Here is a 16,066-nt window from a genome sequence, read left to right on the forward strand (position 1 = left end):
GCCGGAAGAACGCGCCCGGCGCGAACGGACGGGGCGGCTTTCCGGCCCGCCCGCAGCACCCCAGTTCAAGAATCCGATCCCATCCCATCGTTCCTGAACTGGCGGAGGGTGCTTCATGTTCGATCCCGGGGACCTCGGCCGCATCACCGCCGACGAGCAGGCGGACGCGTTGCGCACGCTGATCGCGGTCTTCGCCACCTCGGTGCAGAGGCCCGGCCAGCCGGCGCGCAACGCCGTCACGGCCGAGATCCTCGACATCCTCGACGAGGTGCCGCCGGACCGCGCGGAGCCGGTGGCCCAGCTGTTCACCATGATGGCGATGCGCCTGCGCCGCCGCACCCGGCCGCGCAGCACGATCTTCCGGCAGGCCATCGAGACGGCGCTGCTCGCCCGCGCCTACCATGGCGCGGCGACTCCGGACGGCGAGGTCGCCTACCTCACCGCCGAGCACCCGACGCTGGCCGACATCGAATCCGCCTGCGGCGAACTGATGGAGCGCCTGGACGAGGTGCCGGAAGACGAGCGCCGGGCCTGGATCACCGCCGAGGTGATCGCCGCCGCGCTGGTCCACGCCGAGGGCGACCAGCGGCTCGGCGGCCCGGACCGCGACGTCGGCGACCTCGCGGTGGCGGAGTTCCTGCTGAAGGCGGCGGCGCAATACCTCGCGGCGACGGCGAAGCGGGGGGCGTAGGATACGATTGCCCCCTCCCTGGCCCTCCCCCTCTTCGAGGTGGAGGGAACTCCGCCACTCTGCCCCCTCTCCCGCGAAGCGGGGGAGGGATGGGGAGGGGGCAAAAGGGGGCAATACGCCGCAGCCCACGAACTGACCTCGGTCATGGCACCGAACCCTTCGAAGGCGCACAGTCGACAGGCCCGCATCGCCTGCCGAAGGGAAGCGCCATGCCGAACCCCGCCATCGCCATCATGGACGGCAACGAGGCCGCCGCGTCGGTTGCGTATCGCGCCAGCGAGGTCATCGCCATCTACCCGATCACCCCGTCCTCGCCGATGGGCGAGCTGTCGGACGAGTGGGCGGCGCACCGCAAGGCCAACGTCTGGGGCGCCATCCCCCAGGTGATCGAGATGCAGTCGGAGGGCGGCGCCGCCGGCGCCGTGCACGGTGCCCTCCAGGCCGGCGCCCTGGCGACGACCTTCACGGCGTCGCAGGGCCTGCTGCTGATGATCCCCAACATGTACAAGATCGCCGGGGAGCTGACGCCGTTCTGCATGCACGTGGCCGCGCGCACGGTGGCGACGCACGCGCTCTCCATCTTCGGCGACCATTCCGACGTCATGGCCTGCCGGCAGACCGGCTTCGCCATGCTGGCCTCGGCCAACGTGCAGGAGGCGCATGACCTGGCGCTGGTGGCGCACGCCGCCACGCTGGCCGCGCGCATCCCGTTCCTGCACTTCTTCGACGGCTTCCGCACCTCGCACGAGGTCAGCCGGGTCGAGACGCTGTCGGACGAGGACCTCCGCGCGCTCTTGAGCGACGAGGCGGTCACCGCGCACCGCCGCCACGCGCTGAGCCCCGACCATCCGGTGCTGCGCGGCTCGGCGCAGAATCCGGACGTGTTCTTCCAGGCCCGCGAATCCTGCAACCGCTTCTACGAGGCCTGCCCGGCCACCGTGCAGGAGATGATGGACCGGCTGGCCAAGCGCACCGGCCGCCGCTACCGCCTGTTCGACTACGTCGGCCACCCGCAGGCCGAGCGCGTGGTGATCGCCATGGGCTCCGGTGCTGAGACCTGCGCCGAGACCGCCGCCTTCCTCGCGGCAAGGGGAGAGCGCGTCGGCTGCGTCATCGTGCGCCTGTTCCGGCCCTTCTCCATCGTCGACTTCGTGGCGGCGCTGCCGGAGACGGTGCGGCGCGTTGCCGTGCTCGACCGCACGAAGGAGCCGGGCGCCGTCGCCGACCCGCTGTACCTCGACGTGGTCGCGGCGCTGGGCGAGGCGCGGGCGGCGGGCAGCCTCAAGGACGAACCCATGGTGGTCGGCGGCCGCTACGGCCTGTCGTCCAAGGAGTTCACGCCGGCCATGGTCAAGGGCGTGTTCGACGAGCTGGCGCGCGAGCGGCCGAAGCGGCGCTTCACGGTGGGCATCGTCGATGACGTGACGCACGGCTCCATCCCCTGGGACGAGGACTTCGCCATCGAGGGTGACGAGGTGCAGCGCGCCGTGTTCTTCGGCCTGGGCGCCGACGGCACGGTGGGGGCCAACAAGAACTCCATCAAGATCATCCAGGGCCACACCGGACAGTACGCGCAGGCGTACTTCGTCTACGACAGCCGCAAGTCCGGCTCGACCACCGTGTCGCACCTGCGCTTCGCGAAGACGCCGATCCGCGCGCCCTACCTGATCCGTCGGGCGCAGTTCGTCGCCTGCCACCACTTCCCGCTGATGGAGCGCATGGAGGTGGTGGAGATGGCGGCGCCAGGCGCCACCGTGCTGCTCAACGCGCCGGGCACGCCGGCGGAGGTGTGGGCGACGCTGCCGCGCGAGGTGCAGACGGCCTGCATCGACAAGCAGGTGAAGCTCTACACCGTGGACGCCACCGCGGTGGCGCGCGAGACCGGCATGGGCCGGCGCATCAACACCATCATGCAGACCTGCTTCTTCGCGCTGTCCGGCGTGATGCCGCAGGACGAGGCCATCGACGACATCAAGGCCGCCATCCAGAAGACCTACGGCCGCCGCAGCGAGGAGGCGGTGAAGCGCAACTACGCCGCGGTGGACGAGGCGCTGACCCACCTGCACCGCATCGAGCTGCCGGCCGAGGTCACCGCCGACCACGGACGGCCCGCCGTGGTGCCGGCGCACGCGCCGGACTTCGTGCAGCGGGTCACCGCGGCGATCATCGCCGGGCACGGCGACCGGCTGCCGGTCTCCGCCTTCCCGGTGGACGGCACCTGGCCGACCGGCACCGCCAAGTACGAGAAGCGCTGCATCGCCACCGAGGTGCCGGCCTGGAACGCCGAGCTGTGCATCCAGTGCAACAAGTGCGCGATGGTCTGCCCGCACGCGGTGATCCGCGTGAAGGCGGTGCCCGAGGCGGTCGTGGCGGAGGCGCCGGAGGGCTTCACCACGCTGGCCTACAAGGGCAACGAGTTCGGGCCGAGCCGCTACCGCCTGCAGGTCTCGCCGGCCGACTGCACCGGCTGCACGCTGTGCGTCGAGGTGTGCCCGGCCAAGGACAAGGCCAACCCGCGCCGCAAGGCGCTGGAGATGCGTTCCTTCGCCGAGATGGCGCACGAGCAGCCGCTGTTCGACTACTTCCTGACGCTGCCCGAGGCGCCGCGCGCCCAGGTGCCGTTCACCGTCAAGCACACGCAGCTGCTGGAGCCGTTGTTCGAGTTTCCCGGTGCCTGCTCCGGCTGCGGCGAGACGCCGTATTTGAAACTGCTCACCCAGCTGTTCGGCGACCGGGCGGTGATCGCCAACGCCACCGGCTGCTCGTCGATCTACGGCGGCAACCTGCCGACCACGCCCTACACCACCAATGCCGACGGCCGGGGCCCGGCCTGGGCCAACTCGCTGTTCGAGGACAACGCGGAATTCGGCCTGGGCATCCGGGTCGCGCTCGACGCGCTGGGCGAGCAGGCGCGCGACCTGCTGGCGCAGCTGGCGTCCGGCCTGAACCCCGATCTGGTGACGGCGATCCTGTCCGCCGACATGGCGCCAGCCGACATGAACCAGGAGGCCGGCATCGCCGCCCAGCGCGAGCGGGTGGCGGAGCTGCGCCGGCAGCTCGCCCGCCTCGACGGCCCGGCGGCGCGGCGGCTGGAGGAGCTGGCCGACCATCTGGTGCGCAAGAGCGTGTGGATCGTCGGCGGCGACGGCTGGGCCTACGACATCGGCTACGGCGGCCTCGACCACGTGCTGGCGTCCGACCGCGACGTGAACATCCTGGTGCTGGACACCGAGGTGTACTCCAACACCGGCGGCCAGCAGTCGAAGGCGACGCCGATCGGCGCCTCGGCCAAGTTCGCCATGGCCGGCCGCTCGGTGGCCAAGAAGGACCTGGGCATGATCGCCATGGCGTACGAGCACGTGTACGTCGCGCAGGTCGCCTTCGGCGCCAAGGACTCGCAGACGGTGGCCGCCTTCATGGAGGCGGAGAGCCACCGCGGCCCGTCGCTGATCATCGCCTACAGCCACTGCATTGCGCACGGCTACGACATGGCGCACGGCCTGCGGCAGCAGAAGCTGGCGGTGGACAGCGGGCACTGGCCGCTGTACCGGCACGACCCGCGCCGGCTCGACACCGGGGAGGCGCCGCTGGAGATGGACAGCGGCCCGCCGAAGGTGAAGCTGGGCGACTTCATGGCCGGCGAGGCGCGCTTCCAGGTGGTCGAGCGCGACGACCCCGAGCGCTTTCGCGAGCTGCTGAAGCGGGCCGAGGAGACCAACCGGCTGAAATACGACCTCTACAAGCACATGGCCGGCTTCGCCGAACCGCTGCCCGGCATGCCGAGCGACGACGATTAATGAAAGCAAGCCCCTCTCCCTTGACGGGAGAGGGGGTGGGGAGAGGGTGGCGCCGGCGAATGCCGGCCACATTATCCGCAGCCGTCCGGCCGCCATCCCCCTCTCCCCAAACCCCTCCCCCGCGAGGGGGGAGGGGCTTACGGGGAACCACCTGCGCGGAGGGGCACGATGGACCTGACGACCGAGTACCTGGGCCTGACGCTGGCCCACCCGCTGATGCCCGGCGCCTCGCCGCTGGTGGACGACCTGGACGTGGTGCGCCGGCTGGAGGATTCCGGGGCCAGCGCCATCGTCATGCACTCGCTGTTCGAGGAGCAGATCACCCGCGTCGAGATGGGCGCGCTGGAGGCGCGCGAGAGCACCGCGCACCTGTCGGCCGAGGCGCGCGGCTTCTTCCCGCCGCTGGACCGCTACGCGCTCGGCCCCGACGCCTATTTGGGGCAGGTGGCCCGCATCAAGGAGGCGGTCTCCGTCCCGGTGATCGCGTCGCTGAACGGCATGACGCCCGCCGGCTGGACCCGCTACGCCGGTTTGATCGAGCAGGCGGGGGCGGACGCGCTGGAGCTGAACCTGTACTTCATGGCGACCGATCCCGGCGTATCGGGGCAGGCGGTCGAGGACCGCATGGTCGAGCTGGTGCGCATGGTCCGCGCGGCGGTGGGTATTCCCTTGGCGGTCAAGCTGTCGCCCTACGTCACCGCGCTGCCGGCGCTGGTGAAGCGGCTGGAGGCGGAGGGGGTGAGCGGGCTGGTGCTGTTCAACCGCTTCTACCAGCCGGACATCGACGTGGAGGCGCTGGAGGCCGCGCCGACGCTGGAGCTGTCGCGACCCGACGAACTGCGCCTGCGGCTGCGCTGGCTGGCGGCGCTGTCCGGGCGGGTGACGCCGTCGCTGGCGGCGTCGGGCGGCGTGCACACGGCGGTGGACGCGCTGAAGGCGGTGATGGCCGGGGCGCACGCCGTGCAGGTGGTCTCGGCGCTGCTCAGGCACGGGCCGGAGCGGCTGACGGTCCTGCGGGACGACCTGACCCGCTGGCTGGAGGAGCACGAATACGAGTCCCTCGCCCAGGCGCAGGGCAGCATGAACCTGCTGCGCTGCCCGGACCCCGCGGCGTTCGAGCGCGGCAACTACCAGAAGATCCTGCAGGGCTGGAAGCGCGAGGGCTGGTGATCGGGCGTGCGGATCATAGGTTGGACCAGCTTTCGCGCGGCCAACCCAGGACTGCATAGGCCGCCCGCCTCCCTTGACCGTGCCCGAGTGCCTTTGCAAAGCTGCCCATCGTTTCGGCAACCGAGTCCGCCATCGTGACCGCGCATCAAACCCCGTCAAGCCGCTACACCGGCGTCTACGGCTTCCCGGAATCGGCGGAGGGCGCACAGCGTCTGGCCGCGGCGCTGGGCGTTCCCTGCGCCATCGCCGAGCTGCACCGCTTCCCCGATGGCGAGAGTCTGGTGCGCGTGCCGGAGCGCATGGAGCGCGCCGTCGTCTACCGCTCTCTCCACCGCCCGAACGACAAGCTGGTCGAGCTGATGCTCGCCGCCTCGGTGCTGCGGCGGGAGGGGGCGAAGGAGCTGTGCCTGGTCGCCCCCTACATGGCTTACATGCGCCAGGATGCCGTGTTCCGCCCCGGCGAGCCGGTCAGCCAGAAGGTGGTCGGCGCGTGGCTGGCGCAGCATTTCGACCGCATCCTCTGTGTCGAGCCGCACCTGCACCGCACCGGCCAGCTCGACGAGGTGTTTCCCGGCCGGCGCACCGACGCGCTGTCCGGCGCCCCGGTGATCGCCGCCGCGCTGCGCGGCCTCGACTCCGACAGCGTCGTCGTCGGCCCGGACGAGGAGGCCGAACCGCTGATCGAAGCGACCGCCCGCGGTCTCGGCGTCGCCTGGGCCTGCGGCCGCAAGGAGCGGCGCGGCGACCGCGACGTCACCGTGGTGCTGCCCGAGACCGCGGACCTGCGCGGCCGGCCGGTGGTGATCGTGGACGACGTCATCAGCTCCGGCGAGACCATCTTCTCCTGCGCCCGCGCCGCCCGCGCGCTGGGCGCCGCGTCGGTCCGCGTGGCGGCGGTGCACGCGCTGTTCACCGCGGAGACGGCGGCCCGCTTCCCGACGGAGGGGATCGACAGCGTGATGTCCTGCGACGGCGTCCCGCACCCGTCCAACGCGTTGCCGCTGGCGCCGATGATCGCCGAGGCGCTGCGGCAATAAAGCCCTACCGGGCGGGGCGGGCCGTGCGCTTTTGTTTCTCCACTTTGGTGTCGCTTGGGAGTATGAATCTCTGAAGACGCTGGGGTGACAAGGGGTTCCCGATGGCGGAGAAGAAGCCCGCGGATCCGCGGGTGGCGAACGTCGTCAAGCAGATGGCGCGCAAGCTCCAGGCCGACATTGCCGACATGGGCAGGCTGCGCAACGGGCCGCCGCCCAAGACGTTTCCGCAGTTCCGCGAGATCCGGAACCGGCACCGCGAGATCCAGGGGTTGATGTTCTCCATCCAGGAGCGCATTGCCGAAAGCGGCGACCTGCTGCCGGCCAATTTCGCGCAGTGGCTGGTGCGGCAGAAGCTGAACGAGCTGGCGTTCTTCACCGACATCAGCCACGCCTTCATCAGCGACCCGCCGATCGCGCTGACCCACTCGCTGGGGGCGTTCGACGTGCTCACCTCGGAGCAGGCCTCGTTCAACGAGGTGCTCGGCTACTTCGACATGATGCTCTTCGAAGCGGGCATCGACGACAAAACCGCCGACGAGCTGGACGCCACCCGCACCAAGATCGAGCACACGCTGGCGATGATCGGCCGCCTGCTCGACCAGAGCCCGAAGGTGCTGCAGGAGTTCGACTGATACGGCCGGCGCATGGATGCTTCCATGATCGGCCGGCCGTATCACCCTCCCGCTCAATGCATTGCATTGAGCTGCCGGGTTTTCATCAAAGGCGCTTGATGGGAGCCATCAAGCGCCTTTGATATGACATATGAGCCTTGGAGGGCGCTGCGGCGGCCCTAGCTTCCTCGCGTGCCAGTCAACACGAGGGAGGTCCACCATGGTGATGCGCAGTTCCGACGCCGAGTGGCGCGGCGACCTGAAGAGCGGCAAGGGCTCGATGCGGCTCGGCTCCGGGGCGTTCGAGGGCTCGTACTCCTTTCCGTCACGATTCGAGAACGGCCAGGGCACCAACCCGGAGGAGCTGATCGCGGCGGCGCACGCCGGCTGCTTCTCGATGGCGTTCTCGCACGGGCTGGCCTCGGCCGGACACACGCCCACCAGCGTGCGCACCACGGCGCGCGTGCACCTGGAGCAGGCTGGCGGCGGCTTCGCCATCACCCGCGTCGAGCTGGATTGCCAGGCGCAAGTTCCCGGCATCGACCAGGCGACGTTCAGCAAGCTCGCCGACGAGGCCAAGAAGGGCTGCCCGGTGTCGAAGGCGCTGGCCGGAGCCGAGATCACGTTGAACGCCCGCTTGGCGTGACGCGGGGGCGGTGGACGCATTGTGCCCCTTCTCTGACCTTTCCCGCCTCGCAGGGCAGGGATGGGGAGGGGGCCGCGACGCTATCCCTCCAGCACCACCTCGACCTCGCTCAGGTCGCTGAGGCGGCGGGCGAGGCGTTCGGTGCACAGGATCTCCAGGATGCCGAAGGCGCCCGACGGCAGGATCGAGTGCAACTCGCCGGCCATGCCCTGCTCGGAGACGAAGCGCTTCAGGCGGTCGACGTGCAGGTCGCGCTCCGACCGGCCGCGCAGGCCGCTGGTGATGCGGCTGAACTGCACCTTGTAGGGCTTGAAGATCGCTGGAGCCAAGGCGGCACCCCTTTCCTGGACGCGGCGTTCCTACCACGCCGCGGTCCCGGCGCGCACGCCCCAATTCGGCCGGCCGCGCGGCGACGCCCTACGACCAAAGGGGGATCCGGAAACGGCGTGCCGCGGCGGGGATTGTTCACAGGTTGCCGAGACGTTCGCTTGACTCGAGCAAGGGCCGCCGGCAACACGAAATTGCGCCGAAAAAATAGGCGGATGCGCTTTGAGGTCAGGATTTCCGCCGTTTTCCGCGCTGCCTAAAAAGGGAGCAAAGCGTCTTCGGTCCTTTATCTGTCACAGGAGGAGTGATTCGTCCCGAGATTCGCCAACAGGGTTATCCACAGCTTTTGGGGATAATCCCTTCGGGGGCGAAAATATCCCATAGTGTAAATGGGTTATATCGTCGGCTCAGGCAGCGGAGGAGCGGCGACCGGCCGGCTGCGGAGCGGGCGTTTGGGCCTCCAGCGCGGCGTCGGTGGTGCGCCGGGCCAGTTCGCAGCGGATCAGGATGGAGCCGGACAGCAGCAGGCGCAGCGTGGGGCCGTCCGGGTCGCTCATGGTCTCAAGGCGGTTGCGGTTGAGCGTGCCGCGCAGGGCGTCCTCGCTCCAGCCCTGCAGCAGCTTCCGTTTCCGAGCCACGTCCGTGGCGTTCTCGAAATCGACGAGGAAGGCGGTGACGCGCATTCCGTACCCCTAACCCCTGGCCCAAACCCCAGGAAGGAAAGCCCGGCGCGCGGGAGAAGTCCCACAGCGAGTCCGGTCTTGGGTTCACCATAGCAGCGCAACCGCCGGTCGGCGCCTTGGCTTTTCGCCTGAAAACGCCTGAACGTCCGGCGGCTGCGGGAGGTGGTAGGAAGGGAGGGGGAGCGCTACGACCGTGGCCAAAGCCGTACGCGAATCGGCACGCCGTCAGGCGACCCGGGTCTCGATCTGGCTGAGCATGAACAGCAGCTCGTTCGGGGTGAACGGCTTCAGCATCCGGTGCCAGCCGCGGGCGAGGATCTCTTCGCGCACCTCCGGGGCAGAGTCCCCGGTCAGGATGATCACCGGCACCCGGCCGGCGATGGCGCCCATCGCCTCGGGCACCGCTTCCAGCGCGGTGCAGCCGCCGAGCCGGAAATCGCAGAGCAGCACGTCCGGCTGCACGCCGGATTCGGCGATCTTCCACGCCAACTCGCCGCCGGTGGCGCCGGAGATCACCAGGTAGCCGGCGGCGCGAAGGAAGGCCTCCGTGCCTTCGCGGACCATGGCGTCGTCTTCGATGAGCGTGACGTTGATCATGGCTCGATGATATGCCCCAAAGGGGCGCCTCAACCGGGAAGTCACAAGCACATCACAGGTCGCGGTAAGCCGCAACCATGCCGGACCGCATACAACGGTTGCATGACGCATCGCCGGAAGGCGATGTCCGTGTGTGCTGGCGCTATCGGGGGGGGAGGGGAATGGTGCTGCCAGAGAGGATTGAACTCTCGACCTCTCCCTTACCAAGGGAGTGCTCTACCACTGAGCTACGGCAGCCCCGTCCTGAGGTGGCGCGGGTTATACGACAGGCTTTCGGCCCACGCAACCCCCTAAAACAAAAAATCAGGCCTTTGCGTCGGCCAGCGGGACCACCGCCTCGGCCCGGAAATCCGGCACGATGTTGGCGATGATGGTCAGCACGCGGTCGGCGTCGCCGGCCCGCGCCGCCGCCTCCAGTTCGCCCAGCGCGCGGTTGACCAGCGCGTAGTCGATGACCCGCGGCGAGGCCAGGAAGACGCCGTCGGCCTCGGTGCGCGTCGGCGCCTCGGCGGCGGACAGGATCTCCTCGAACAGCTTCTCGCCGGGGCGCAGGCCGGTGAACTCGACCTTGATGTCGACGTCCGGCCGGTAGCCGGCGAGGCGGATCATCTGCCGCGCCAGATCGACGATCTTCACCGGCTCGCCCATGTCGAGCACCAGCACCTTGCCGCGCTCCTCGGCCCGGGCGGCGCCGTGCGCGGAGGCCTGCAGCACCAGCTCCACCGCCTCGCGCACGGTCATGAAGTAGCGGCGCATGTCCGGGTGGGTGACGGTCAGCGGCCCGCCGGCCGCCAACTGGCGCTGGAACAGCGGCACCACCGAGCCCGACGAGCCCAGCACGTTGCCGAAGCGCACCGTCATGAAGCGCGTGGTGGTGGCGCCGTCGCGCCCCGGCAGCACGTCGAGCGCCTGGCAGTAGCTCTCGGCGAAGCGCTTGGTGGCGCCCATCACGCTGGTCGGGCGGATCGCCTTGTCGGTCGAGATCATCACCATGGCGAGGCAGCCCGCCGCGCGCGCCGCGTCGGCGACGTTGCGGGTGCCGACGACGTTGGTCAGCGCGCCCTCGGTCGGGTTCTCCTCGACCAGCGGCACGTGCTTCAGCGCCGCGGCGTGGAACACCATGACCGGGTGGTGCTCCTGGAACAGGCGGTGGACGCGGTCGCGGTCGCGCACGTCGGCCAGCACCGTGTGCACGGCGAGGTCCGGGAAGCGCCCGCGGATCTCCAGGTCGATGGCGTAGAGGTTGAACTCCCCGGCATCGACCAGCACGAGGTCGCTCGGCCCCAGCGCCGCGATCTGCCGCACCAGCTCGCTGCCGATGGTGCCGCCGGCGCCGGTGACCAGCACGCGCCGCGCGGCGATCAGGCCGCTGATGGCGCCGCGGTCGAGCACCGACTGCGGCCGTCCCAGCAGGTCCTCGATGGCGATCGGGCGGACCTCGATCTTGCCCTCGTCGAGGGCCGACTTGAACTCGGTCAGGCTGGGCAGGCGGGACAGTGTGAGGCCCAGCGCCTCCGCCTCGTCCAGCAGGGCGCGCACGGCGGCGCCCGTCACCTCGGCGTGCCCTTTGGTGAGGATCAGGCGCTGCGGGCGCTCGCCCTTGCGGGCCAGCGTCTCGACCACGCCGCGCAGGTCGTCGGTGCCGCCCAGCACGGGCACACCGCGCACCGACTGCCCCATGCGGCGGTTCTTGTCGTCCAGCATGCCGACGACGCGGTACACCGTGTTGGCCTGCGAGCGGATGAACAGCTCCGCTGCGTCGCCGACGCCCAGCAGCAGCACCGGGATGCGCGGCACGCCCGACAGCTCCTCGCGCAGCGCCAGACGGCGGTCCTTCAGCAGGCGGTAGGCGAAGCGCGGCCCGCCTAGCAGCACGATCTGCACCAGCCAGAGGATCGGCGGCAGCGAACGGGGCAGGGCGTTCAGGCGGGTCACCATGAACATGACCAGCACGAAGGTCAGCACCGACACCGTCACCGCGCGCACCACGTGCGCGAGGTCGGGGACCGAGGCGTAGCGCCAGATGCCGCGGTACAGGCCCAGCGTCATGAAGACCAGGCCAGAGATGCCGACCATGATCGGCGCGGCCAGCGTCAGCACATCGGCGTACTGGTCGAAGGCCTGCATGCCGACGCGCAGGTACAGCGCCACCACGAAGGCAGCACCGGTCATCACGAGGTCATGCAGGTAGACGAGGAACGCCCGCGGCGACGGGATGCGCATCATGAGACCTTCGGAACGCTCAGCCGAGCGAAGCTTTGAACCATTCGGCGGTGGCGCGCAAGCCGGACGCGGCGTCGGTCGGCGGAGACCAGCCCAGCGTGGCGCGAATCGCCGCATCCTCGACAACGAGCGAGCCGCCCACCCGGTCCCAGGCGTCGCGCCGGCCGAGCAGCGCGGCGGCAAGAGCCAGCATCGCCGGCGGTACCGGCAGCAGGCGCGGGCGCACGCCGAGGCCGGCGCTGAGATGGCGCACGAGGTCGGCCGTGGACAGCGGCGTGCCGTCGCTGACGAGGAACGTCCGCCCGGGCGCCGCCGGGTGCGTCAGGCACAGGGCGACCGCGTCCGCGAGGTTGCCGACGCCGATCAGGCTGCGTCGGTTCGCCACCAAGCCCAGGGGCAGCGGGACGCGCTTCTGGCAGAGGCGCAGCAGGGCGCGCAGGTTGCCGGCGACCCCCGGGCCGTAGACCAGCGGCGGGCGCAGGATCACCGGGTCGAGCACGCCCAGGGTGTGGAGGTGTTCCAGCGCCTGCTCCGCCTCCCGCTTGGAGATCCCGTAGGGGGAGTGCGGGTCAGCCGGGGTGGCGTCGGTGACCGGATCGGGCCGGCTCTCGTCCACCACCGCCTTGATCGAACTGAGATAGACGAAGCGCCGCACGCCGCGCCCGGCGCACGCCTCGGCGAGGCGGCGGGTGCCGTCGGTGTTGGTGCGGCGGAATTCGGCCAGCGGATCGGACGCGGTGTCGCGCATCACATGGACGCGGGCGGCGAGGTGGGCGACGGCGTCGACGCCCTCCAGCGCCTCGGCCCAGTCGGTGTCCGGGCCGATGTCGCCGACGGCGACGAGGTCCGCGCCGAGGACGTGCGCTTCGGGACGGCGCGCCGCGGCGCGCACCTGGTGACCGCGCTCCACGAGCAACGGCACGAGGGCCCTGCCGAGGAAGCCGGTGGCGCCGGTGACGAGGATGCGGCTCATGCGGGCACCCGCCGCGCCGGCCGCGCCAGATGGGCCAGCAGCAGCAGGATCACCGCCGCGCCCGCCGGCAGCGCCGCCCAGCCGACGCTGAGCGAGGCGGCGGCGAGCGCCACCAGGGCGGCGTTGGCGGCCAGCACGGCGCGCACCACTTCGGCGTGGCTGCGGCCGCGTTGCGTGGCCTTCTGATAGAAGTGCTCGCGGTGCGCCTGCCAGACCTTCTTCCCCTCGGCGGCGCGGCGCAGCAGGGTGACCGTCGCGTCGGTCAGGAAATAGGCCGGCACCAGCAGCGCCGCCACCCACATCCCCTCGGCGGCCACCGTCAGCAGCAGCCAGCCCAGCGTGTAGCCCAGCGGCACGCTGCCGACGTCGCCCATGAAGACCTTGGCCGGATCCCAGTTCCAGCGCAGGAAGCCCAGCGCCGCCCCGGCCGCGGCCAGTCCGTACAGCGCCAGCTCCGGCTTCAGACCGGCCAGCGCGGCAACCAGCGCCAGCCCGCCGCCCACGGTCGCCGCCTCGCTGCCGGCCAGCCCGTTGATGCCGTCCATGAAGTTGAAGAGGTTCACGAACCACAGCCACGCGACGCCCGCCAGCACGCGGTCGAGCCACAGCGGCGCCAAGCCCTGCAGCACCAGCCCGTCCGGCGGCAGCGCCGCCATGCCGACCACCACCGCGCCGATCTGCGTCAGGAATCGCGGCGCCGGCCCCAGTCCCCGGCGGTCGTCCATCCACGAGATCGCCATCAGCGCCGCGGCGCCCGCCAGGACCGGCAGCACGATGCGCAACTCGCCGGGTCCGCCGCCGATCAGAGCCCACGCCGGCAGCAGCGCCAGCATGACGCCCCAGCCGCCGCCGCGCGGCGTCGGGATGGTATGGCTGGAGCGGTCGTTGGGATGGTCGAGGATCGCCCTGTGCCGCAGGTACGCCGTCACCCGCCCGACCAGCAGCCAGGAGGCGGCCAGCGTTCCCGCCAGCACCAGCAGGGCCGCCAGGGCGCTCACCGCGCGGTCTTCCGGGTGATGCCGGCCAGCAGCGAACGGTACAGCTCCACCGTCTGGGCCCCGACGCGGTCGGCGGCCATGTCGGATTCGACCAGCGCGCGGCTGGCTTTGGCGAAGCGGCGGCGCAGGTCGGCGTCGCGGGCCAGCGTGCCGATGGCCTCGGCCAGCGCCGCGGCGTCGTCCACCGGCACCAGCAGCGCGTTCTCGCCGGCGTGCGCCACCTCGCGGCAGCCCGGCACGTCGGTGGCGACGATGGCGCGGCCGCAGCTCGCGGCTTCCAGCAGGCTCTTCGGCAGGCCCTCGCGGCGCGACGGCAGCACCGCGATGTGGGCGCGCTTCCACACCTCGCGCACGTCGGCAATGTGGCCGGGCAGCTCGACGCCGGGCAGGGCCTTCCAGCGCTCAAGCTCGGCCGGCTTGATGGAGGTGGGGTTCTCCGGGTCCGGCGTGCCGGCGAGGATCAGGTTGATGTCCAGCCCCTCGGCGCGCAGGCGCTGGTGCGCCTCGACCAGCGGGCGCACGCCCTTGTCCTCCAGCAGGCGGCCGACGAAGCCGACGGTGACCGGCCCCTCCGGCTCGGGCAACACGGCGAAGTGCTTCACGTCGATGCCGGAGCCGCGGATCAGGCTGACCGCGTCGGGCTTCACCAGTTTGCGCTCGACCAGCAGGTCGCGGTCGTCGGCATTCTGCAGGATCAGCCGGCTGTTCGGCCGCTTCAACACGACGCCGAGCAGCGGCCGCGCCACCAGCCCGGCGACGCGCCCCTTCAGCCCGCCCTTGCCCATCAGCGCCGAGCCGAGCCCGGTCAGCCCGTTGACCACCGCCGGCACCCCGGCGGCGATGGCGGCCAGGCCGCCCAGCAAGATCGGCTTCAGCGCCACGTGGTGCACGATGGCCGGCCGCTCGCGGCGGTAGACCGCGTCGATCTCGCGGATGCAGGCCAGCGCGTGCGACGGGCTGACGCTGCGCCGCCGCCAGTTCAGCGGGACGACGCGGAAGCCCTCCGCCTCGATGCGCTCGCGGTGCTGGTCGACGCGGGTGGCGACCACCACGTCGAAGCCGGCCTTCTTCGCCGCCCGCGCCATCGGCAGGCGGTGCGACCAGAAATACCAGTCCTCGGTGACGAGGTAGAGCAGCGTCGGACGGCCCCCGGCTTTTCCAAGGGGCTTCAACGCGGAAGTCTTGACCGGAACGGTGGTGGCCTTCTTGCGGCGCGTGGTCGTGGTGGGCACGGGGAGGGCCTTACTTGACGCCGTGATACTCTTTGTACCACTCGACGAACCGTGGGATGCCCACGGACACCGGCGTGGTGGGCTCGAAGCCGAGGTCGCGGCGGCTCGCCTCGATGTCGGCGTAGGTGGCGGGCACGTCGCCGGGCTGCATCGGCTCCATCTGCTTGACGGCGGTGCGGCCGAGCGCCGCCTCCAGCACGCCGATGAAGTCCAGCAGCCGTTCCGAGCGGTGGTTGCCCAGGTTGTAGACGCGGTGGCGCACGCCGTTGCCGTCCGGCTGCGCCGGGCGGTCGAGCGCGGCCAGGATGCCGGCGACGATGTCGTCGATGTAGGTGAAGTCGCGCTGCATCTCGCCGGCGTTGAAGACGCGGATCGGCTGGCCGGCGAGGATGGCGTCGGCGAACAGGTACGCCGCCATGTCCGGCCGGCCCCAGGGGCCGTACACGGTGAAGAAGCGCAGCCCCGTCGCCGGGAAGCCGTACAGGTGGCTGTACGCGTGGCTCATCAGCTCGTCCGCCTTCTTGGTGGCGGCGTAGATGGACACCGGGCTGTCGACGCGGTCGTCCACCGAGAAGGGCAGCTTGGTGTTGCCGCCGTACACCGACGAGGAGGAGGCATACACGAAGTTCTTCACGGACGGCAGGTTGCGCGCCATCTCCAGCATGCAGAGGTGGCCCATGACGTTCGCCTCGACGTAGGCGTACGGGTTCTCCAGCGAGTAGCGTACACCCGCCTGCGCGGCGAGGTGGACGATGCCGGTGACATCGCCCAGCTGCGGGCGCAGGGCCTCCATGGCGGCGCGGTCGGCGATGTCGGCCTTGAGGAAGCGGAACGCCGGGTTGGGCGTCAGGCGCGCCAGCCGCGCCTCCTTGAGCGCCACCGAGTAGTAGGCGTTGACGTTGTCGATGCCGAGCACCGTCTCCCCGCGCGCCATCAGCGCCGTCGACAGGTGCGAGCCGATGAAGCCGGCGGCGCCGGTGACCAGGATCGTCATATCGCTCATATCCTATAGGGGAGACGGCTGACCTTATGCCCCAGGCGCGTGCCGGATTCCAGCCCCGCGCTTGACAGGGCCGAGGAT

Annotated in this window: 14 protein-coding genes and 1 tRNA gene; 6 read left to right on the forward strand and 9 right to left on the reverse strand. The window is 70.7% G+C overall.

All coding sequences use genetic code 11. The features are described from left to right. Positions 1 to 115: 115 nt before the first annotated feature. From ACRWK7_RS10525 to ACRWK7_RS10550, 6 genes are all read left to right on the forward strand, one after another. Positions 116 to 691 carry a hypothetical protein gene (locus ACRWK7_RS10525; RefSeq protein WP_431856160.1) on the forward strand — a complete coding sequence of 192 codons (576 nt, stop codon included), beginning with the start codon at positions 116 to 118 and terminating at the stop codon, positions 689 to 691. Positions 692 to 900: 209 nt separating this feature from the next. After that, positions 901 to 4,488 (forward strand): pyruvate:ferredoxin (flavodoxin) oxidoreductase, encoded by a 3,588-nt coding sequence (nifJ, locus tag ACRWK7_RS10530; protein WP_431856161.1) that lies wholly within the window; start codon positions 901 to 903, stop codon positions 4,486 to 4,488. A 168-nt stretch (positions 4,489 to 4,656) separates the two neighbouring features. After that, positions 4,657 to 5,658 (forward strand): dihydroorotate dehydrogenase-like protein, encoded by a 1,002-nt coding sequence (locus ACRWK7_RS10535; RefSeq protein WP_431856162.1) that lies wholly within the window; start codon positions 4,657 to 4,659, stop codon positions 5,656 to 5,658. Positions 5,659 to 5,792: 134 nt separating this feature from the next. Continuing rightward, positions 5,793 to 6,695, forward strand: coding sequence for a ribose-phosphate diphosphokinase (locus ACRWK7_RS10540; protein ID WP_431856163.1), 903 nt, complete (start codon positions 5,793 to 5,795; stop codon positions 6,693 to 6,695). A 101-nt stretch (positions 6,696 to 6,796) separates the two neighbouring features. After that, positions 6,797 to 7,327 (forward strand): hypothetical protein, encoded by a 531-nt coding sequence (locus ACRWK7_RS10545; RefSeq protein ID WP_431856164.1) that lies wholly within the window; start codon positions 6,797 to 6,799, stop codon positions 7,325 to 7,327. 199 nt (positions 7,328 to 7,526) lie between these two features. Continuing rightward, positions 7,527 to 7,952, forward strand: a complete 426-nt coding sequence (locus tag ACRWK7_RS10550; RefSeq protein ID WP_431856165.1) for an OsmC family protein — start codon at positions 7,527 to 7,529, stop codon at positions 7,950 to 7,952. An 80-nt stretch (positions 7,953 to 8,032) separates the two neighbouring features. Here the strand turns inward: ACRWK7_RS10550 and ACRWK7_RS10555 are convergent, their stop codons facing one another. The 9 genes from ACRWK7_RS10555 to ACRWK7_RS10595 all read right to left on the reverse strand — a co-directional run bounded on the left by ACRWK7_RS10555 (position 8,033) and on the right by ACRWK7_RS10595 (position 15,979). Continuing rightward, the gene (locus ACRWK7_RS10555; protein WP_431856166.1) at positions 8,033 to 8,281 is read right to left on the reverse strand and encodes a hypothetical protein; all 249 of its coding nucleotides are present in this window, start codon (positions 8,279 to 8,281) and stop codon (positions 8,033 to 8,035) included. A 405-nt stretch (positions 8,282 to 8,686) separates the two neighbouring features. Beyond that, positions 8,687 to 8,962, reverse strand: a complete 276-nt coding sequence (locus ACRWK7_RS10560) for a hypothetical protein (protein ID WP_431856167.1) — start codon at positions 8,960 to 8,962, stop codon at positions 8,687 to 8,689. Positions 8,963 to 9,187: 225 nt separating this feature from the next. Further along, positions 9,188 to 9,559, reverse strand: coding sequence for a response regulator (locus ACRWK7_RS10565; RefSeq protein WP_109120155.1), 372 nt, complete (start codon positions 9,557 to 9,559; stop codon positions 9,188 to 9,190). A gap of 162 nt (positions 9,560 to 9,721) precedes the next feature. Further along, positions 9,722 to 9,796: transfer RNA gene (locus ACRWK7_RS10570), tRNA-Thr, on the reverse strand. Between the two features lie 66 nt (positions 9,797 to 9,862). Then, entirely contained in the window at positions 9,863 to 11,782 is a 1,920-nt protein-coding gene (locus ACRWK7_RS10575) for a polysaccharide biosynthesis protein (RefSeq protein WP_431856271.1), read from the reverse strand. Positions 11,783 to 11,801: 19 nt separating this feature from the next. After that, positions 11,802 to 12,755: an NAD-dependent epimerase/dehydratase family protein gene (locus ACRWK7_RS10580; protein WP_431856168.1), complete on the reverse strand. Its 954-nt coding sequence runs from the start codon at positions 12,753 to 12,755 to the stop codon at positions 11,802 to 11,804. Beyond that, on the reverse strand, positions 12,752 to 13,753 hold the full coding sequence (locus tag ACRWK7_RS10585; RefSeq protein ID WP_431856169.1) for an MraY family glycosyltransferase: 1,002 nt from the start codon (positions 13,751 to 13,753) through the stop codon (positions 12,752 to 12,754). The genes ACRWK7_RS10580 and ACRWK7_RS10585 overlap by 4 nt, the downstream gene beginning before the upstream one ends. Next, positions 13,750 to 14,985 (reverse strand): glycosyltransferase family 4 protein, encoded by a 1,236-nt coding sequence (locus ACRWK7_RS10590; protein ID WP_431856170.1) that lies wholly within the window; start codon positions 14,983 to 14,985, stop codon positions 13,750 to 13,752. Before ACRWK7_RS10590 ends, ACRWK7_RS10585 begins: the two co-directional genes overlap by 4 nt. Before the next feature lie 10 nt (positions 14,986 to 14,995). Further along, on the reverse strand, positions 14,996 to 15,979 hold the full coding sequence (locus ACRWK7_RS10595; RefSeq protein ID WP_431856171.1) for an NAD-dependent epimerase/dehydratase family protein: 984 nt from the start codon (positions 15,977 to 15,979) through the stop codon (positions 14,996 to 14,998). Positions 15,980 to 16,066 lie beyond the last annotated feature (87 nt).

This window comes from Azospirillum sp., from assembly GCF_050789165.1.